Source organism: Nitrospirota bacterium, from assembly GCA_040754395.1.
In the GTDB taxonomy this organism is placed as follows: domain Bacteria; phylum Nitrospirota; class Thermodesulfovibrionia; order Thermodesulfovibrionales; family SM23-35; genus JBFMCL01.
Map to the genome: position 1 here is coordinate 1 of JBFMCL010000035.1, position 20,785 is coordinate 20,785.

Consider the following 20,785-nt stretch of genomic DNA (forward strand, 5'->3'; position numbering starts at 1 on the left):
GACGGCTGTACTGCCCCGGTGATACCCTTTCTCATGGTGGTGTCTCCTTTCTTTTGTTGATTCCAGTTCAACCTTAAAAGGATACACCGCCTACTCATCTATTTACACACTTTTTGATTGTACTCCTCCTCTCATGTTTATTTATCTAATCTTCTTAGGCGCTATGTGAACCTGCTACTTCCTGAAGTCTTGCCTCGCACCTACTTCTCGTTGATCATAGATTTCGACTGGAATTTAACACTATTTCTTATTGCTTTGGCCGACCTACCATGCCTATAATAGCTCATACTTAAAGGGAGAGTGTATGTTGAGTGGACAACTCGCTAATATGATCGAAGCTCATATTAGACAGAGATACCCCCATAATGATCCTCGTAGCGTAGTATATCGCGATGAACTTATCAGGGTATGCAATGAGTTTGTAGAACGTGGATTAGCTGACCGGAAGTTCGTCAAAGAACTCACCGCAGGCCAGGATTCAAAATTCTGGGCTTCTATATCTGAAGCCTTGCTCGCAGATCGGCTCCGCGACAAAAACTTTCCAGAGCGTTTTATAACAGTTGATGAGGGACCTGATTTTTTAATAGAGGACAAAGATCTAAAGGTATGGATAGAGGTGATATGCCCAGAGCCTCGCGGAATCCCAAGAGATTGGCTATCATCTTTTGGAAAAGGCATCACTAATTTCCCACATGTTGATATACTTCTTCGCTGGACAGCCGCAATTAAAGAAAAAGCCGAGAAACTTATTGGCAACGAAGAAGGTACAATCACTGGGTACTTACAGAAAGGAGTTGTCGCCTCTAATGAGGCATACGTAATTGCAGTGAATGGATGTCAGCTTCGCAATGGCCCATTTTCAGCACTTTACGGTATCAGTCAGTTTCCATTTGCTGTGGAAGCTGTTTTTCCAGTTGGCCCGATTCAATTAAGAATCAATAGGGAAACCGGGAAAATTGTTGACCGAGGCCACCAGCACCGTCCATATATAATCAATAGAAATGAGGCTCAGGTTTCCGCTTTTACATTTCTCGACCCGCGCTTTAATCCAATTAGTGCTATATGGGCGGTTGACCTTAACGGCGGATCTGTGATTGGCAATTCAGAGCCTTTGGCTGTCATTCACAATCCTAACGCCTTAAACCCTATTTCCGTGGGATTTTTGCCCGCAGACAGTGAATATGTGGCTACTCCTTATAGTAAAGACGAGTTTTTACTAGAGAAGATTGAATCTAAAAATATCAGTAAGGGCTAACAAGGATAATTCAGCTGATACAAAAAACCGCGCAGCTAAGTAACAGCATTATGCAATTCTTCTGTAAATCTATAATTATCTGCTCTTCAAGAGAAGCAAGCATTGTAGATTTTATCTGCCTTTCGTGAACATGCCCGACATGCTCCTCTGCTGAAAAAAATCTGCTGGATATTGTGAGCCGTTTTGAGAAATTGATTCATTGTACTGTTTTTCATCCGGAAACAGCCGGCGCTCTATTTCTGCTACAATAATGCTCTGATGGGTCTATTGCATTTTTACCGAAAACCCGTGCTTTCCCCTGTAAAGAAAGAAGCGTTGCTGGCGCGTGCACGGCAGCAGGTCTCTCCCGTTATAGCAGATATAGAGTCTGAATACTGCTTCAATATCGAGGCAATATCCCCGTTGGCGGATGAAGAGCATGCTGTTCTCCGCTGGCTTCTCGCAGAGACGTTTGAGCCGGAGAGTTTTTCAGAGCGCAGTTTCTTGACGGGTGAGTCTTCTTCCTCTTTTGGCGAAAAAAGGAAGGACAGGAAGAGCTTTTCCAAGGAGGGAAACAAAGGGGGATTGCCCCGTACCTTCATTGTCGAGGTCGGCCCCCGCATGAATTTTTCGACAGCGTGGTCGACGAATGCCGTATCAGTATGCCATGCCTGCGGCCTGAAACAGATCAGGCGCATCGAAAGATCGCGGAGATATGCACTGCAGTTCGGGGAAAAGGGACAGGGGGGTAAGGGGGTAAAAGATCAAGACCCCGAATCCTTGAATCCCCGAATCCTTGAGTCCTTTTTGTCACTTATCCACGACCGGATGACTGAGTGCCTGTATCCGGAAATTCTGAAGACCTTTGAGACCGGCATAACACCCGCACCTGTGGTGATCGTCCCCCTTATTGAGGAGGGGAAGGATGCGCTCAGGAGGATCAATGCCGAACTGGGGCTCGGTCTTGATGAATGGGATGTCGAATATTATCACAACCTCTTCGTGCATGACATAGGCCGCAACCCTACCAATGTCGAGTGCTTTGACCTCGGGCAATCAAACAGCGAACATTCACGCCACTGGTTCTTCAGAGGGGAACTGATCATCGACGGAAACGAAATGCCCCATACCCTAATGGAAGTCATTAAACTTCCCCTGAAGACCAGTCCCGGAAACAGTGTTATCGCATTCAGGGATAATTCGAGTGCCATACGCGGGTACCCGATCACCACACTCCTGCCGGAGCTTCCCGGCAGGCCATCCCGCTTTCTCGATGCCGGGCTTATGTATCACCTCATTTTTACCGCAGAGACCCATAATTTCCCGACCGGGGTGGCTCCCTTCCCCGGGGCCGAGACCGGAACCGGGGGGAGGATAAGGGATGTCCATGCCACAGGCAGGGGGAGTCTTGTGGTTGCCGGAACTGCCGCATATTGTGTAGGCAATCTTCAGATACCGGGATATCGCCTCCCCTGGGAGGATACGTCATTTCAGTATCCGCCGAACCTTGCATCCCCCCTCCAGATCGAGATAGAAGCAAGCAACGGGGCCTCTGATTACGGCAATAAATTCGGGGAGCCGGTCATTCAGGGTTTTACGCGGTCCTTCGGCATGCGTCTGCCAGACGGCGAAAGAAGGGAATGGATAAAACCGATCATGTTTACCGGCGGCATAGGGCAGATTGACAGCAGGCATATTGAAAAAGGCGAACCCGAAAAAGGCATGCGCGTGGTGAAAATCGGGGGACCTGCTTACAGAATCGGCATTGGCGGTGGTGCCGCATCGAGCATGATACAGGGAGAAAACATTGCAGAGCTTGATTTCAGCGCGGTGCAGCGCGGAGATGCCGAGATGGAGCAGAAGGTGAACAGGGTGATCCGGGCCTGTGTGGAGAAGGGGCATGAGAACCCTATCGTCAGTATCCATGATCAGGGCGCAGGCGGCAACTGCAATGTGGTCAAGGAGATCATTTATCCTGCAGGTGCAAAAATCGAAATACGGAAGATACCGCTTGGTGACGACACGCTTTCGGTGCTTGAAATATGGGGGGCGGAATATCAGGAACAGAACGCCCTGCTCGTGAAACCGGAAAGAGAGCAGGATTTTCTTGCGCTCTGCGACAGGGAGAAGGTGCCGTGCGCGATTATCGGAGAGATAACAGGCGACGGGTATATTGTGCTCCATGATGAGACGGACGGAAGCACCCCGGTGAATCTCGATCTTGCCAGAGTACTGGGCGAGATGCCGCAGAAGAGCTTTTCGGTCAGCCGGATGCGTCCCGAGCGTGCGCCATTGCGTTTTCCCGACAATGTCTCGGTTTCCGAAGCACTTGAAAGGGTGCTCCGCCTGGTTTCGGTAGGTTCAAAGAGATTTCTCACCAACAAAGTGGACAGGTCGGTCACCGGGCTTATCGCACAGCAGCAGTGCAGCGGACCGCTTCAGCTTACGCTGGCAGATGTTGCGGTGATTGCACAGAGCCATTCAGGACTGACAGGCGCCGCAATCTCCATCGGGGAACAGCCCATCAAAGGGCTGATAAATCCGCAGGCAATGGCACGCATGAGTGTCGGTGAAGCATTAACCAATATTGTGTGGGCGGCTGTCAGCAGCATTGAGGACATCAAATGCTCGGGGAACTGGATGTGGGCTGCAAAGCTCCCCGGCGAAGGCGCTGACCTCTATGATGCAGCGGTGGCGCTGAGAGATGTCCTGCGTGAACTTGGCATCGCAATCGACGGGGGGAAAGACAGTCTCTCGATGGCTGCAAAGGTCATCGATGCGTCGGGAAACCCCGAGATTGTGAAGGCACCCGGTACCCTGGTCATTTCTGCATATGTCACGTGTCCTGATATTACCAGGACCATTACTCCTGATATCAAGAAGCCGGGCGAAAGCAAGCTTCTCTTCATTGACATCGGAAAAGGCAAATGCAGAATGGGTGGAACTGCACTCGCACAGGTATATAACCAGACTGGAAATGACTCCCCGGATCTTGATGATCCTCAGCTTCTCAGGCGGACCTTCGGTGTAATACAGAAACTCATCTCAGAGGGTTGTGTCCTGGCCGGACATGACAGGAGCGACGGGGGATTAATCGTCACGCTCCTTGAGATGGCATTCGGAGGAAATTGCGGGTTAGAGGCAGATGTGGCAGCCGTTGGTCAGCAGTCAGCTCCCGGCAGCCGGGAGACGGTGGAGGAGATATTGCCGCTGCTGTTTTCAGAGGAACTCGGGATTGTCATCGAGTATCTTCCGGAACATGAAGACAAGATAACCGGCATTCTGAGAGATAACCGGATTCCCTGTCAGATAATCGGAAGAACTCTTGCCGGAAAAGAGATCATTGTCACTGTGCACGGGCACAGTGTTCTGAAGGAAGACATGAGAGGTCTCAGGGCTGTGTGGGAAGAGACGAGTTGTCAGCTTGACAGGCTTCAGGCAAACCCCGAGTGTGTCGATGAAGAACGGAAAGCATGCTATGACAGAAAAGGTCCCCGGTACCATCTCACCTTTACCCCGGAACTACCTCCCCTGCGGACCCGGACCGGGAGCGTCCCTGACAATGCCCCGAATGTCGCCATTCTGCGGGAAGAAGGGAGCAACGGCGACAGGGAAATGTCATCTGCGTTCCACCAGGCAGGATTTTCGGTATGGGACGTGACAATGACAGATCTTCTGTCAGGCAGTATCAGTTTGGATACCTTCAGGGGCATCGCGTTTGTCGGCGGGTTCAGTTATGCGGACGTGCTCGATTCCGCAAAAGGCTGGGCTGCTGCAATCAGGTTTAACGGGAACCTTGAGGAACAGTTCCAGAGGTTCTATGAAAGGCCTGACACCTTCAGCCTCGGAGTCTGCAACGGTTGCCAGCTGATGGCGCTTCTCGGCTGGATTCCCTGGAAAGGAATTCCCGACCGGGTGCAGCCGAGGTTTATCGCGAACAGATCAGGAAGGTTCGAATCAAGGTTCCCGACAGTCAGGATTTTGCCAAGTCCTGCGATAATGCTGCAGGGGATGGAAGGCTCTGTGGTGGGAGTATGGACCGCCCATGGTGAGGGAAGAGTGCATTTTCCTGATCAGGGGATATTTCGCGATGTCGTTGAAACAGGCCTGGCCCCTGTACGATATGTCGATGATGACGGTGAAATCACCGAGACCTATCCCTTTAACCCAAACGGTTCTCCCCTGGGCATAACCGCACTTTGTTCTCCCGACGGCAGGCACCTGGCCATGATGCCGCACCCTGAGAGGACGTTCCTCACATGGCAGTGGCCGTATATGCCGGAGGAATGGAAAACGGGCCTCAGGGCGTCCCCATGGATCAAGATGTTCCGCAATGCACGCGAATGGTGCGGGACGTGATCAGTATGCGATTTTTGCTCCCGGCCAGTTCCTGAGCTTCCCGCACACGGCATGCATTGATATTCCGTCCGGAATCCGGACGGTTGTGAAGATTCCTCTTCCGTGGTATAGTCAAATGATAAACCATATTGAATATTCTCATGCCGGGCTGTGTTGCGGAAGGGTGGTACAGTATTGAAACATGCCAGTCGCCGGACGGAGAATAAATCTCAATGATCTGAGGAGGTGAACGTGAAGAAACAGCTGGCTGTGTGGTCGTTCATCATTGTATTGCTTGTGCCTCTTTATGCATTTGCCGGTGCTCCGCTCAATGCGGTACAGGGACACGTGAATAAGGTGCTTGAGGTGCTGCGTGATCCGTCTCTGAAGGGAGAATCCGGAAAAAAGGCAAAGAAAGAGAAGATCCGCGCCATTTCCGAAAAGATGTTCGATTATACCGAGCTTTCACGTCGGACTTTGGGCATTGACTGGAAAAAACTGAATGCAGCACAGCAAAATGAATTCTTGGACCTTTACAAGACACTGCTTGAAAATGCGTATGCTGACAAGATTGTGACCTATACGGATGAAAAAGTAATATTCAGCAGGGAAAATCTCCTGACAGAAAAAACCGCGGAAGTGCAGACGACAATCGTGACGAAAAAAGCGGATATCCCGATAAACTACCGGGTAATCCTGAAGAGCGGCGACTGGAGAGTATATGACGTTATTATCGAAGGAGTGAGCCTGATAAACAATTACCGCAGCCAGTTCAGGGAAATCCTGGCGAACAAAACGCCCGAATCACTGCTTGATACCCTGAGAAAGAAGGTTAACAGGGCCTGAACCATGTGTGACCCGAGCAAAACCATGCTATTTTGCATGAGGGGGAGTCAATGAAACTGATATCAATGTGTTTCCTGCTGACGGCGTTCCTGCTGAATTTTACCCAGATGCCTGCCATTGCCTCATCACATGACCAGAAAAATCCTTTCGTAGAGGAGGAACAGAGAGGCGCTGAAGTGAAAGCGTCCGGAATGAATACCTCCGGACCGGAAGAGGAGAACTCAGGGGAGGAGACAGAAGAAGAACCGGTAAGGATTGCCGATCCCCTCTATCCGTGGAACAAGGCGATGTACCATTTCAATGATAAGCTCTACTTCTGGCTGCTCAAACCGGTCGCCCAGGGATATTCATCAGTTTTTCCTGAAGATGTCCGGCTGGCGGTCAGCAACTTTTTTTCCAACCTGACTACGCCGGTGCGCGTGGTAAGCAGCATTCTTCAGTTGAAAATGCGGCCTGCAGGGAACGAATTTGTCCGTTTTGTGTATAACTCAACGGCAGGAGTATGCGGGCTTGCAGATGTTGCAAAGACGGATCTGGATATCCGGCGCCGCGATGAAGACCTCGGACAGACACTCGGGAGTTACGGAATCGGTCACGGGTTCTATGTGGTGTGGCCTTTCCTCGGCCCCTCGTCAGTCCGTGATACCGTGGGCAAAGTCGGTGACAGATTTCTCGATCCGGTCAGTTACGTGAATCCGGCGGAAACTGCTGTCGGTATCACCGCATATGACAAGATCAATGAGACCTCGTTTCATATCGGAGATTATGAAGACCTCAAGCAGTCGGCTGTTGATCCCTATATTTCCATACGCAATGCGTATGTGCAGCACAGGAAGAAGAAGGTGGAGGAATAATTAACGCCCTGGACAGGAAAGGAGCAGTTTCTATGTGCATGCGAATCGTTCTTGCCACAGTTTTTTTTGCAGTACTGCTGATGCCGGTAGGGAGCACTGCAGGTGTTGAGTCGCAGGAGTGCAGCCCCGAAGAGATTTTCGAAGCGTGCGATATAAATAAGGACGGGAAGATCAGCAAGGATGAATGGGATATCCTTGATATCAATCAGGATCAGACCATCACAAGCGATGAATGGGACAAGTACAAATACCAGAGCACTGAACAGAAATCAAACCCTTTCCGGATAAAATACTACGATGTGTACGGTGACGGGACAATGGGCAGGGAAGAATTTCTGAAGAATTACCAGAGGCTCCGGTAAAGGAAGAAGGGCTTCATCGTAAAGGACAGGGTTCTGTAACGTCCGATTTGCCTTGCGGAGGCATCACCGGTCAGGTTCATTCAGTTCTTGCCATATCAATGATGCGGCGGGCGTATTCTGTCTTCAGATTCTGCAGGAATACCTCATCGATTGTTCCTTTCCACGTGGTTATTTCAGTGAAGCGTTTTGGTATCGATACCGCATCCGGGTCAAACCCGGTCGCTACACGCATTTTCCACCGCAAACGCTGCACCTCACGAGAAACAGTATCGGCATTTTCTGCGAGGTTACCGTATCCCAGTGAATTCAGGCACTCAGCCAGCAGGTGTTTCGTGTACACGCTGCGTGCGAAGAGGCAGGCGACCATGGAGGTAAGGAAAACCCGCTCCTGCTCGTCCCGGACCAGAAAATCGAGCGCATCAGCCACGTTTTTTCCTTTTGGTTTCTGGTCATAGGAATATCCCGCCGAGTCCAGATGCGAGTGTCGCAGCCCCAAAGCCTGGGAGGCAAAGAATACCTCGCCGGTAGCATACCCTGCCATTTCCTGTCCGAGTACACAGGCAAAATCCTTGCCCCCGTACTGTGAGACAGCCTTCATGGTTCCCTGTCCGAGCAGGCGGTAAAAATCATTCGTCCCACGGGCAAGATGCTGGAGCGCCTCCTTGTACCCCCTGTCATCTCCGAAGCGCAAAGGAACGATCGTCTCTCTGTCTGATATAATGCCTTTTTCGGATGCTTCCGTTGCCCACGCGAGAGATACCCCCGATGACATGACATCAAGGCCCATTTTTTCGGTCATGTCAATGATGGAAAGAACTGCAAAGCAGTCTGTAATGCCAAGCATCGAACCTGTCGCAAAGATCGGCTCATGATCGTAGGAAACCTGTCGGTAGAGGTATCTGTTTTCCTCCCTGAAACGTTCGCGCACAAAACCGATATGGATGCATCCGACAGGACAGCCAGAGCAGGCGGCGTTCCTCAGAAGCGCATCTGCAGCGAACCGCTCACCAGTAATCCCCCCGATCGCAGGATCACTTGTCTGCTGGAGGTTCCGTACAGGAAGTGCCTTCAGATCATTCAGCAGCGCCACATTTGCCGGGGTGCCGAGGTTATGGTACTTGCTCATCATATCGGTGTCGGTAAGCTGACGGTATACCTCCTGGAAGAGTTTGGGGTATTCCTTGTTCACGTCGAGCGGAAATGTCCCGTCACCCTGTATCACAATGCCCTTCAGATTCTTCACGCCCATTGCCGCGCCGCCGCCAAGTCTTCCGAAATGACGATAGGTGTCCACATTGACACATGCCATGGAAGAACCGTTTTCACCGGCAGGCCCGATACGCAGGATGCTCCTGTGGCCTGCGCCTTTGAACATGTGGCGGAGAATTTTCCCTGCAACCTGAACATCCATCCCCCATAAATAGTGCACCTCTTTGAGTTCGAGATGGCGGGATCCCAAATAGAGACAGGAGGGTCTCTGCGCTTTGCCTGTTACGACCAGTGCGTCAAGGTCTGCAAACCTCAGCGCAAGGGCTGAACGCCCTCCGGCATGGCTTTCCGCATACTGGTCATGATACGGGGATTTGAAAGCGTATACAGTCTTGCTCATGAGAGGAAAATAACCGGTCAGCGGGCCGATTGTGAAAATCAGGGGCTGATCAGGATCGTTCCATGGTTTATCGATGTGTGCGAAGCGGTTGAACAGCGCAGCAGCAAGGCCGCTGCCGCCGGCAACAGTGTCCCTGCCCTCAACGGCAAGCACCGACCCCCTGCCCGTTGCAAGGTCGAACCTGAGGACTCTGAAATGGTTCCGTATCATGACTCCTCCTCTTTCGCAGGGACAGTGTCTGTGAGCGGTTCCTCTGTGGTCTTCTCCATTTCTAGGCAGTCATGCGGACAGTATGGCACACACCTGCCGCAATGGATGCATACAAAAGGTTCAACCGATAAATCGAGAAAGATTGCGTTTACCGGACATGCCTTTGCACATTCTCCGCATCGTATGCAGAGCTTTTTCCGAACGACCACTCCTCCTCCCCTGCGCTGCGAATATGCTCCCGTAGGGCAGGCAAGGACGCATGGAGCAGGGTTGCATGCAAGGCAGGTCTTTGCTTCAAAACCGGTAGACAGGCCCCCGGATGATGCGATGCGGATACCGGCGGTGTCCCAGGAAAGGCGCTTATGGACAAGCCGCGCACAGGCCAGCGAGCATGAGTGGCAACCGATACAGCGCTCCATCCGCGGAGCGGTCAATATTTTCATTCTGTATTTCCTTTCTACTGATTCCGCAGCGTTTTCCGCTTTCTGTGTGTGCTAACGGGTCAGGTCAATGATTTCCATGCGGTTGTTTGCATCAGGCCGTTTCGAAGACGGCCCTTCGGTGAGCACCGCGAGTTTCCCCTTTACGTCATGTGAACGCAGCCATTCTTTTATAAAAGAATTCCAGTGATCGGGGTGGGTAGATTCATTGATGGGGTAAACCCCGTATGAGAACTGGAGACGCTGGCACGTTGCTTCCTGCGAGCTGACAGCAATGATCCATACGGGGAGCCTGAACCTTGTGATGCTCCTTGCTGTGGCTCCGCTGCGGGTGGGAACGAACACCGCTGCCGGAAGAATCCGTTCCAGTGTTGACTCGACACTCAGGGCAATCAGGTCTGTCAGACTGACCTTTTCATGCCGGCTGATGGTTCTCAGGGCTTCTCTGACATGATACACCGTCCGGTGTGGTTCGACAGCTTCAGCGATTCTGGCGAGCATCGAGACTGCCTCAACAGGGTATTTCCCCATTGCAGATTCTCCGGACAGCATGACACAGTCAGTTCCGTCAAGGATGGCGTTGGCGACATCGGTTGCCTCAGCCCGGGTAGGACGTTTGTTTTCGATCATTGACTCAAGCATCTGTGTTGCGGTAATCGCCGGTTTCCCGGACAGGTTAGCTTTATTCATCAGCTGCTTCTGAAAGAGGGCGATCTGTTCAATGGGTATCTCGACCCCGAGGTCTCCCCTTGCGATCATTATCCCGTCGGCTTCCTGAAGGATTTCGTCGATATGGTTCAGAGCGTTTGCCCGTTCAATCTTTGCAATGATGAATATGTTGCGGCCGAGTGATTCTGCCGCATTGCGGACAGCAGTAATGTCCGCTCCTGACTCGACGAATGACTGGCTGACCGCATCTACTCCCTGTTCAATCGCAAATTTCAGGCATTCATGGTCACGGTCGGTGAATGCGCTGATGCCAAGCTCAATGCCCGGAAGGTTGATCCCCTTATGGGAGCGCAGCTCTCCGCCGACAAGTGTTGTACACACAACATCATCACCCTGAATTTTGCGTACCTCAAGCTGGATTATGCCGTCGTTCAGGAAAAGGGTATCTCCGGGCCTGACAACCTGCGAAAGACGTATAAAGGTGACCGAGGCCTTTCCCTTGTCTCCGATCATTTCCTTCGCCGTAAGCGTAAACATGTCTCCCGGCAACAATTCAACCGGCTCTTTGTTCAGGCGTCCGATACGCATTTTGGGTCCGGGGAGGTCAGCCATGATCGCAATCCGTCTCCCCGTTGACTGTGCTGCTGAGCGGAGGTTTTCTATAACTTTTTTATGTCTGTCGAAATCTCCATAGGAGAAGTTCAGCCGGGCGATGTTCATGCCTGCGCGAACCAGCTGTACCATAACCTCCTCGGATTCAGAGGCAGGGCCAATAGTGCAGACAATTTTTGTCTTATTTGCCGGTAATTTCATAGGTGTCATGTGCCATGTGTCGTGCGTTATGTACTATTGTAATAAAAAATGGCTCCGAGGGAAAGCACGAGGTTGAGATGACGGCTGATACAGGCAGTACAAAACCTCTTTGCCTGTGGAAATGTGTGCGCAGAATGGATGAATAGCATGAGCTTCAGCAGCGCGGTCTTCACGGCAAAAGACCGTTTTCTGCTTCCGTGAATGAATAATTCTTATATACTATGACATGGACAATGAGAAACTTGACGATATCCTGGGCATCACCAGGTGTGTGCGCTGCGGTCACAGGCTTGAGGGTGAAATCGAATGTCCATTCTGCTCGCTTTTTCCTGATACAAAGCCCTCGCGGACTTTTCGGAAAATGGGGTATCTTACGGCATGCTTTCTTACCTCTCCGCTCAGCATTTATTTTGTCGCCAGAAACAGGAAGCTCACCATCGTTGAGAAGATCATGGCGTCTTCCGGCTGCTTTCTCTGGCTAGGACTTTTCTTGCTGTGGTGTTAGGAGAAAGTATTGACAAAGAGAAGAAATACTGTATTCTCTAATGTAAGAGATCTCGGTGAGATACCTCATGCATCTGTGAATCGCCTGAAAAGGATTGCATCACCGGGGTGTTTTTGGCGGCAGGAATGTGACGTTAGGAGAAACAATGAAGCAGCCTGCTTTTTACTTTTACTATATCCGGAGGATAACCAGTGAAAAAAATAATGGTAGTGTGCCTGTTGTTTGTTTTTTCAGTGCTGTTGTCAAACGTTGTACACTCAGCTGAAAGCCCTTTGCTCGGGATTAATAATTTTGGACTGAAGGTGGATTATATTCAGTTCTTTGACGACAATAATGATAACAGCTTTTATTTAGGATTTGAAGGGTATAAAGAGATAGCAGAAAATTTCTATTTAGGGGCTGAGGCGGGGTATGTGAGCACCGACGGGAACCTTGAGACTTTTGAGTCAGACATCGACTCTGACCTTATTTTTATTCCTGTGGAACTGAACGTGAAATATGTGCGAAAGGTATTTTCGGGATTTGTTCTTGGTGTTGGCACAGGTATTTCCTATAACTATGCAAAAGAAGACCTGCCCAGCTCATACACCTCAGACACTATCGATGACTGGGTCTTCGGCGGGCAGCTTTTTGCGGACATGAATTACACGGCAGGTCAGTTTTTTTTCGGAATCCATAGCAAGGTTCATCTGACCGACAAAGGCAAGGACAGTGCAAACAATTACAGTAACTTGAGGTTCGGCGGGCAGATCGGGGTGATGTTCTAACCCTGACATGATTTGCAGGCAATTAGGTGCGATGCCTGAATGGCAGTGGCGCCGAATCAGGGATAATGGCAACAAGGTAACAATCTGTAGACATTAAATTAATCATGTGCTAATATAATGCATAAATAAAGCGCTCCCGAGAAAGCCAAACCCTTTGTGAAAAGGGGACAGAAAGCGACGGGTCTTAACTCACAAAAGACAGCCGGGCTGCCGAAGGATATTGACTTTGGTATGCCCGGTTTCTGTTTTTTGCTTTGAGAGAGAACATGGGGAAAAAAATTCTTAATGAACAGAAAAGATGTCCCTTTACCCTCGATCCTTTTGAAGAATGCTCAACCAGAAAGACCGTTAGCAAAAAACCATGCCCGTTTACCCTTGAGCCCTGTTCTCTGATGATTCCTGAATATTTCACGATGATCACATTTCCGGACGTTCGGGATATAATCTGTTCATCCGCAGGGAAAACAGTTCACTGAGACAATGCGCTTTTTGCCTGTCCCGTTCTGTATGTGAGGCTTCTGGAACAGTATCCTTCACTTTGCTCCCCGAGATATTTGCATCTTTTCTGCAGTAATCGTCAAATGGAGACATAATTCATGTTGTTGAAGCTAACATCACAAATAACTTGATAATTTTTACAAAAGAGATTTTAATATACAAAACATGAAATTCCATGTTTCCGTACTATGGGCCTGATGGGAAAAAAGGAAAAGCTCAAAAAGGAATTAACCGGGGAAGAGAAAAAGAATATGCCCCTTTATTCTATCGGGGTGGTTGCCAGTATTATCGGGATTACGGAACAGACGCTCAGGCTATACGAAAAACATGATCTGATAAAACCTGCAAGGAGAAAAAAGAACAGGTTCTATTCAGAAAATGACATCAAATGGCTCCAGTGCATGAGAGACCTTCTGCATATAAAGAAAATCAGCCTGGAGGGTATTAAAAAACTGCTTAATTATGCACCTTGCTGGGAGATTACCGATTGTCCCGAGGAACGAAGGGGCAAATGCTCTGCATTTGTTGATAAGACAAAGCCCTGCTGGGAACTGAACAGAATGATATGCAACAGGGAATCCGGCAAGATGTGCGGTGAGTGCATTGTATTCCTGTCCAAGTCCGCAAAAAAATAACCCTGCACGTTAGCCAAGAGTATTCTTCGCTTTATGGCATCGAACACTCTGTAAATCCGCGCTGATACCGCATCTCATCTGCATTAAGGAAGAAATTCATGAATAATACAGGTTAGTTCTGCGTGCATTACTTGCAGTGCTGCGCCGCCCAATAGATTCTGTTTATCAGTTTGAATACATGCGGCTTATGAAGGTTGGTGGTACTGCACGGTAATCTCATATGCAATACTTGCGTGGTCAGGGGAGAGCGCATCACCTGTTCCATGACAGACGAGTTTCCCTTTTTTTGATCTTTTGTGAGATTTTATCATGCGTTTGATTTCAGGCGTCAGATCAAAGCCGCCATTGACACAGCCTTTTATCACACAATCCATATTGAAATACGCATGCCGGGAAGGCCAGTAATTGACTTTGCGGACCATGAGAACCGGATTTGCACCCTTATGGTAATAGGTCATTTCAACCACTATGCCGGCAACCTGCGGAAACATCTCTGAAATCAACCCGGATTCAAGTCTCCGTCTCCTGTTCAGCTCAATGGTTTCTTCATAATTTTGTTTGTGTGCCATTGATCCCCCGAAATAGAAAGCCCCCCTTCGGCAAAGGGGGGCTGCTGCTGGCTACAGTTTTACGACATTGATGGCCTTAAGACCTTTTGGTCCTGTTTCGGTGTCGAAACTGACCATATTGCCTTCACTGAGTGACTTGAATCCGTCGCCCTGAATAGAAGAATAGTGTACGAAAACGTCAGTACCATCTTCTCTCGTGATAAAGCCGAATCCTTTTGACTCATTAAACCACTTTACCTGTCCTTTAGACATCTGGCTTGCCTCCTTGTGCATAGACTAAAATTTCATCAGGTCCTGAACAAAAAAAGCCACAAAGCTAAAAGTCTTTGTGGCCTCGTTGATGACAAAAACTTCTGAAACTTCGATGATATAATGCCACAGCGACCGGAAAAAGTCAAAAAATTTCAGATATGGACAGCTTTCCGGTCCGTGTGGAAGTGGAGGGCTCCCGGAATACCTGCCGGGAACATGCGTACAGAAATGTCCAATGTGTCCGGATAGGGGAATATGTGACTTATCTGTGACCAGCGGCTGCTATACTATATGCAACAATGTAATTCCTTATAATTCTGCATGCGATACTGTGGAGGTGAAGGCAGAAACACCCGACGGGGAAATATTTTTGTCTCAATAGTCATGAATCAGCATTTATACAGAGATCCGGGGTATATTCAGTTACTGCGCGAACACCTTTCTGTAATCAGAAAGGTGTTATTTGAGGAAGAGTGTGCATCCTCCCCGCATCCTGAAAAACGCTCAACCCCTCTGTTACTGGATTCGATCAGGTATCTGGAAAAGGAAAAGGAGCATCTGCCCCAGATATACAGGGAAGCAATAGATAATGTAATAAAAGAAGTCCGGGATAACATTGGAACGTAAGCACGTGCCATAAGCACGCTGCTGTGACTGTCATCTACCCCATATTATTGATAAATTTTTCTGATTCTACTGAGGACAGAGTATTTTTGCTTATTCTTGGTCGTTCCTTCCAGCGAGGCGTTTGCCTCTTTATTTTCACATAATGTATTTGACTATCAGCAAAAGAATCCGCTTAAATACTCTATCCTCAGCACCCGTCAGAGCCTTCCCATCATGAGCAGTGCATCCTCATCCGGATTTCCATAATATTTTTTTCTTATGGTCTCGGCGGTAAAACCAAAAGATTCATAAAATTTTTGTGCAGACGTGTTGGAAACCCTTACTTTGAGATACAGAAAAACGCAGCCTTTTGCTCTTAATGCCGCCATGACTTCATTCATGAGGGCAGTCGCGACATTTCTCCTCCTGAAATCCGGATGTACGGCAAGCGTGAGGATATGGGATTCGTGAAACCGGAAGGTCGCACAAATGTACCCGATAACCTTTCCCTCGAAGACCGCAACCTTTCCCGCTGCATGTTTGGTATAAATCTGATCGAGAAAAAAATCCCTTGTATACGGCGAAGTGAATGAGACCTGCTCCATCTCCCATATTGCAGGGATATCTTCTTCCCGGATATCGCGCACAACCAGCTTATCCATTCAGCCTGACCATACATATGCAGGTGTCACATGGATGCTCAATAATGTGTTTTTCCCCATATGTCACAGATAATCCCTGTTTCATTAAGTATACCCGAAGGCAGCCCTGAGATGAAGACAGGCGCCGCTTGGGCTGTATACCGGCATCTGCCGGAAGGCGTATTCAGCCAATGGAAACAGCGATGCGGTTCAGGCGATGGTTCATTTTCACCATAGCAGTTGTGTTATACTCAAAAATGTGAATACAAATGATTCTGCCGGCTGGTCTGATACGCTGCGGACGGGCAGAGCCGGCACATAACAGAGGACAATACCCATGTCATACCGAGCTTCGTTTCAGTGTATCAACGAACAATGCCTTGCACGCTATCCGCTTAACTCCATCATTTATCGCTGCGAGGCATGTGGGTCCCTGCTGGAGATTCAGCACGATATCAAGGCACTTGCACGCCGCGATGCGAAATCATGGAAGAAGCTCTTTGATGAACGCTACAAATCTACCGAGTGGCCTTACGGGTCAGGAGTCTGGGGCAAGAAGGAATGGGTCCTGCCACAGGTTGCCAATGAGAATATCGTCTCGCTATATGAGGGCGGCACGAATCTCTTCTGGGCTGAACGATTCGGCAAGATGCTCGGTCTGGATGAACTCTGGATCAAGCTTTGCGGGAATTCCCACAGCGGTTCGTTCAAAGACCTCGGCATGACCGTCCTCGTATCGCAGGTCAAGCAGATGATCAGCGAGGGCGCGCCCATAAAGGCGGTCGCATGTGCATCAACCGGCGATACCTCTGCCGCACTGGCTGTGTACTGTGCCGCTGCCGGCATACAGTCCATTGTGCTCCTGCCAAAGGGAAAGATCTCGATAGCCCAGCTCGTCCAGCCGATTTCCAACGGTGCGTTGGTGCTTTCACTGGATACCGATTTTGACGGATGCATGCGTGTGGTGCAGGAAATTACCAATGACGAGACGATTTATCTTGCCAATTCAATGAATTCTCTGCGAATTGAGGGCCAGAAGACGGTCGGCATCGAAATCGTGCAGCAGTTTGACTGGGAGACCCCTGACGTGATCATTATTCCGGGTGGCAACCTCGGGAATGTCTCGGCTCTCGGAAACGGAATGATCATGATGCACGAACTCGGTCTTATCAAAAAGCTGCCCCGTATTGTTGTTGCACAGGCAGAAAAAGCGAACCCGCTCTACCGTGCATATCTGAAAAATTTCGAGACCTTCGAACCTATCCAGGCAGAGAAGACACTTGCCAGTGCAATTCAAATAGGAAATCCGGTCAGCATTGCAAAGGCTATCCGCACACTGAAAAGGTTCAACGGAATCGTTGAACAGGCCTCCGAACAGGAACTGGCTGACGCTGCTGCACTCGGCGACAAGACAGGGATGTTTAATGATCCCCATACCGGGGTTGCGCTGGCGGTGCTGATCAAGCTGCTTGGTGACGGAAAAATAGACAAATCCGAACGCGTAGTGGTCATCTCCACCGCACACGGGCTGAAGTTTACTGACTTTAAGGTCCGCTACCACGAAGGGACGCTGGATTTCCCCAGCCATTTCGCAAACAAACCAATAGAGCTTCCCCCCCGCGTGGATGCGGTTAAGGAAGCGCTCCAGCAGGTTTTGCAGAAGAGGAGAAAAACGATGTCAAAAAAACCTTCTAAACCCACAAAATGGAGACCGGCCACGCTCGCGATCCATGGTCTGGGGCGTACGCCCAAGGCTCACTATGCGGTATCAACCCCGATCGTCCAGACGTCCAATTACTATTTTGATTCCACTGCCCAGGTGCTGGAGTTCATGAAGTCCAAAAGCGAGGGTCGGGTCCTGCGTGAGCATGAATACGGCCGCTATGGAAATCCGACACAGCAGGAATGCGAACGCAAGCTTGCGGCCATAGAAGGTGCCGAACGTGCAATGCTGTTCTCAACCGGGATGAGCGCGGTGATTTTGACTCTGCTTGCGTACATGAAGCGTGACGGGCATATCATTTTCACCAATGACTGCTACCGTCAGACACGCGACTTTGCGACAAACCTGCTGGCTGAGTTCGGCGTTCAGGTATCTCTGGTCGACCCGACCGCGAGTGCCATTGCAAAAGCGATACAGCCCAATACCAACATCGTTTTTACTGAATCCCCGACCAATCCGTACCTTCGCATTCTGGATATCCCTGCGGTTGTGAAGGTCGCGAGGAAGCACCGGGTAATGACGATTATCGATGCCACACTGGCCACCCCTTTCAACATCAAGCCTCTGGATATGGGCGTTGATATCGTAATCCATTCTGCCACGAAGTATCTCGGCGGCCACAATGACCTTCTGGCAGGGGTAACCCTCGGCAAATACGATCTTCTGAACGAGCTCAATCGCATACAGCGGATGATCGGCGCCACCCCCGGGCCGTTAACGTGCTTCCTACTCGAACGGGGGCTGAAAACATTCTCCCTTCGCATGGAGCACCACAACCGCGCCGGGCTCGCGATCGCCCGTATGCTTGAATCTCACCCCAAGATCGAGAAGGTCTGGTATCCCGGCCTGGAATCACATCCGGATCACCGTATTGCAGTCGAGCAGATGAATGGGTTTGGCAGCGTTGTTACCTTCCTGCTCAAAGGAGGAGACAAAGAGACCTGCAAGTTCATTGACTCGCTCGACCTCTTCCTGATTACGCCAAGCCTTGGCGGAAGCGAGAGCCTCGTGACACAGATGGCAACAATGTCATTTTTCGATTATCCCGAGGATGTCCGCCGGTCGATCGGCATGGTTGACAACCTTGTCCGCCTTGCTCTGGGACTGGAGGACGTAAATGACCTCATTGCAGACCTGAAACAGGCACTGGAAAAGATATAATTGTTGTTCTGTGCTCAGGACATGTGTCCGGAAGGTGAACACTGAAGCTTTGCTGACCGCCCATTGTTCCTGTCTTTTGGAAGAATGGCGCTCGATGTATTGTGCTCATCCGCAATCCCTGAGATCAAGCCGGACTCCTTAATATTTTGTATGTTCGGGTTTTTCAACATTATGCTTGAATTTCTCTCCTTTCTTACGTATAGTTTTAAAGTATAATTACTTAACATTTAAATATACAAAAGAACTAACCAGGAGGACGTATATAGGGGGGATTGTGTTCACTGTTAAAAAAAATTACTGTTGTTCCGGCAAAATCAGTAAAAATTCAAATCCCGTTAATATTAATCGCAGTGTTTCTCATCAACCTTAGAGCAATGGCTGACCCGCGCGTGCAGGACCCGTCAAACGGCGGCATGAATTATTCGAACGGCATAATTGTTCCATGTATCAGAAAGGAGATCGCATAAACATGAAAAAGATATTTTTTCTGCTCGCTGTCATTATTGGACTGGCATTGCCGGTTTCAGTTCGGGCTGACGCAGTTTTGACGGTCACCCCGCTGACATGGAATATTATCGGTCTCGATAGCAACAGCCCTGCGACCGGACCTTCCCGTTTTCCGGTCGGAGCAAGGATTTGCAACACAGGCACAACGGCGGCTTCAAACGTTGCGGTCAACTTTGCATGGGACGATGGGGCTGATCTGTATGCCGGTAACCCCTATATTAATTTGCGTTCCGGTTCGTTGTCATCGATTACCATCCCATCGATATCCCACATTACACCCAATAATTGTGCTGATGCATATTTTGAGGCAGAGGTTGCGAAGATTGCAGCAGCATTTGACAAGACCCGCCGCTATCATATCACGGCGACTGATTCTCTGGGAGCAACGGGCACATCTCCACGGCCCCGCGAACTTTATGTTGAGCGCCTGATTTCTCAGAACCGTAATTCCATTTCAAAGATTGAACTGGATGGCGTCTCAATCCCTGCAGGCGGAACCATGACCCTCATGGTCGGAAACACTTACACGATAAAATTATACGGCGGCACTGCAACACAGGGGTATGAGCAATTCGAGGCTTTCATCAATTTTCCAAATACCATCTTTCAAATTCTTTCCGTCAGCACAACCTATTCTGCGAATACCTCCATTTATGTTTCTAACCCAAACGACAAACTCTATGCCGACGCATGTCTGTGGGATAACAATCCTAACAGTCCAAATTATCGTTCTTGCATCGGTGTGGCGGGCAAGACAGGCGGTAGCAATGTGGTTACTACATACACGGTAAAGATACTGAGCGGAGGGGGAACAAGCCAGACTCTCAACAGCCTTCTCTATGATTTTTCAGGAAGCAGTTTTCACTATAACGCAGATTACGGAGTCGGCGCGCGCATTGTGAATATCGTGGGGCCGTCGTCAATAACGATAGCCAAGACCTTCAGCCCCAAGGCGATTGCTCCGGGTGGGACTTCCACGCTGACATTCAAACTGACCAATCCGACTCCGGAGACTGTAACCGGAGTGAACTTTGCTGATACATTCCCTGCGAATTTGGTTGTGCACAGCACCCCGGGCGTTTCCTATAACGGCTGCGGCGCAGGAGCATTTTCCCCTGTACTGACAGGCGGCGAACCGTCCGTCTCTTTCTCAAACGGAACACTCCTGCCAAACACTGTCTGCACGATCACGGTGACCGTTACTGCTCCGGCAGGCACGTATCCGAACACAACCGGAAATCTTTTTATCAACGGGACAACAGACACCGACAATAACGCGAGTGACACGCTGACGGCCTCGAGCGCACCTGCCTGTACCCCCGGGCAGACACTGGTAACCTGGACGGTGCCGGTCGGTTCCACGAACCCTCCGGATACGGCGACAGGAGGAGCAGGAAGTCCTACTGTAAATAACACCGGCTGTCCTAACGACCAGTTTATGATACCAAGGAATTAGGGAAATAGGGTGACACTCCAAATTGGGTTAGACGAAAGGAGTGTCATCGATGGAACAAGTAGAGAGTATTCAAAAGAGTGGTACAAAGAG

The 20,785-nt window shown here is 49.7% G+C and carries 15 protein-coding genes, 2 pseudogenes and 1 riboswitch; of the genes and pseudogenes, 11 read left to right on the forward strand and 6 right to left on the reverse strand.

The genetic code is table 11. The annotated features are described in order from the left end of the window. Positions 1-328 precede the first annotated feature (328 nt). From AB1552_13505 to AB1552_13525, 5 genes are all read left to right on the forward strand, one after another. Positions 329-1,255 (forward strand): hypothetical protein, encoded by a 927-nt coding sequence (locus AB1552_13505; GenBank protein ID MEW6054777.1) that lies wholly within the window; start codon positions 329-331, stop codon positions 1,253-1,255. Between the two features lie 258 nt (positions 1,256-1,513). Next, complete coding sequence (purL, locus tag AB1552_13510; GenBank protein MEW6054778.1) at positions 1,514-5,593, forward strand: phosphoribosylformylglycinamidine synthase; 4,080 nt, start codon at positions 1,514-1,516, stop codon at positions 5,591-5,593. 231 nt (positions 5,594-5,824) lie between these two features. Next, a complete protein-coding gene (locus tag AB1552_13515) occupies positions 5,825-6,418 on the forward strand; it encodes an ABC transporter substrate-binding protein (GenBank protein MEW6054779.1) in 594 nt (197 codons plus the stop codon). Between the two features lie 50 nt (positions 6,419-6,468). Then, positions 6,469-7,272 carry a VacJ family lipoprotein gene (locus tag AB1552_13520; GenBank protein ID MEW6054780.1) on the forward strand — a complete coding sequence of 268 codons (804 nt, stop codon included), beginning with the start codon at positions 6,469-6,471 and terminating at the stop codon, positions 7,270-7,272. Between the two features lie 38 nt (positions 7,273-7,310). Further along, positions 7,311-7,634 carry a hypothetical protein gene (locus AB1552_13525; GenBank protein ID MEW6054781.1) on the forward strand — a complete coding sequence of 108 codons (324 nt, stop codon included), beginning with the start codon at positions 7,311-7,313 and terminating at the stop codon, positions 7,632-7,634. Between the two features lie 76 nt (positions 7,635-7,710). Here the strand turns inward: AB1552_13525 and AB1552_13530 are convergent, their stop codons facing one another. From AB1552_13530 to pyk, 3 genes are read right to left on the reverse strand one after another with little or no spacing between them, the layout of a single operon-like run. Next, on the reverse strand, positions 7,711-9,453 hold the full coding sequence (locus AB1552_13530) for an aldehyde ferredoxin oxidoreductase N-terminal domain-containing protein (protein ID MEW6054782.1): 1,743 nt from the start codon (positions 9,451-9,453) through the stop codon (positions 7,711-7,713). Continuing rightward, entirely contained in the window at positions 9,450-9,896 is a 447-nt protein-coding gene (locus AB1552_13535) for a 4Fe-4S binding protein (GenBank protein MEW6054783.1), read from the reverse strand. Before AB1552_13535 ends, AB1552_13530 begins: the two co-directional genes overlap by 4 nt. A 51-nt stretch (positions 9,897-9,947) precedes the next feature. Beyond that, entirely contained in the window at positions 9,948-11,375 is a 1,428-nt protein-coding gene (pyk, locus tag AB1552_13540) for a pyruvate kinase (protein MEW6054784.1), read from the reverse strand. A gap of 226 nt (positions 11,376-11,601) precedes the next feature. On the opposite strand from pyk, the gene AB1552_13545 reads away from it, so the two are divergent. From AB1552_13545 to AB1552_13555, 3 genes are all read left to right on the forward strand, one after another. Continuing rightward, entirely contained in the window at positions 11,602-11,880 is a 279-nt protein-coding gene (locus tag AB1552_13545; GenBank protein MEW6054785.1) for a hypothetical protein, read from the forward strand. A 191-nt stretch (positions 11,881-12,071) separates the two neighbouring features. Beyond that, positions 12,072-12,647 carry a hypothetical protein gene (locus tag AB1552_13550; GenBank protein ID MEW6054786.1) on the forward strand — a complete coding sequence of 192 codons (576 nt, stop codon included), beginning with the start codon at positions 12,072-12,074 and terminating at the stop codon, positions 12,645-12,647. A 134-nt stretch (positions 12,648-12,781) separates the two neighbouring features. Beyond that, a riboswitch (cyclic di-GMP riboswitch) is annotated at positions 12,782-12,862 on the forward strand. Positions 12,863-13,342: 480 nt separating this feature from the next. Beyond that, a complete protein-coding gene (locus AB1552_13555) occupies positions 13,343-13,780 on the forward strand; it encodes a MerR family transcriptional regulator (GenBank protein ID MEW6054787.1) in 438 nt (145 codons plus the stop codon). Positions 13,781-13,965: 185 nt separating this feature from the next. Here AB1552_13555 and AB1552_13560 read toward each other — a convergent pair whose 3' ends face one another. The 3 genes from AB1552_13560 to rimI form a co-directional block, all read right to left on the reverse strand. After that, positions 13,966-14,349 carry a hypothetical protein gene (locus AB1552_13560; GenBank protein MEW6054788.1) on the reverse strand — a complete coding sequence of 128 codons (384 nt, stop codon included), beginning with the start codon at positions 14,347-14,349 and terminating at the stop codon, positions 13,966-13,968. A 51-nt stretch (positions 14,350-14,400) separates the two neighbouring features. Beyond that, positions 14,401-14,601, reverse strand: coding sequence for a cold-shock protein (locus AB1552_13565; GenBank protein MEW6054789.1), 201 nt, complete (start codon positions 14,599-14,601; stop codon positions 14,401-14,403). Between the two features lie 824 nt (positions 14,602-15,425). Further along, a complete protein-coding gene (rimI, locus tag AB1552_13570; GenBank protein ID MEW6054790.1) occupies positions 15,426-15,869 on the reverse strand; it encodes a ribosomal protein S18-alanine N-acetyltransferase in 444 nt (147 codons plus the stop codon). A 316-nt stretch (positions 15,870-16,185) separates the two neighbouring features. Here rimI and thrC point away from each other — a divergent pair. From thrC to AB1552_13585, 3 genes and pseudogenes are all read left to right on the forward strand, one after another. Then, positions 16,186-17,409, forward strand: a pseudogene (gene thrC / locus AB1552_13575) (threonine synthase). Between the two features lie 168 nt (positions 17,410-17,577). After that, positions 17,578-18,732, forward strand: a pseudogene (locus AB1552_13580) (aminotransferase class I/II-fold pyridoxal phosphate-dependent enzyme). A 469-nt stretch (positions 18,733-19,201) separates the two neighbouring features. Beyond that, positions 19,202-20,695 carry a hypothetical protein gene (locus AB1552_13585; protein ID MEW6054791.1) on the forward strand — a complete coding sequence of 498 codons (1,494 nt, stop codon included), beginning with the start codon at positions 19,202-19,204 and terminating at the stop codon, positions 20,693-20,695. The last annotated feature ends 90 nt before the right edge of the window (positions 20,696-20,785 follow it).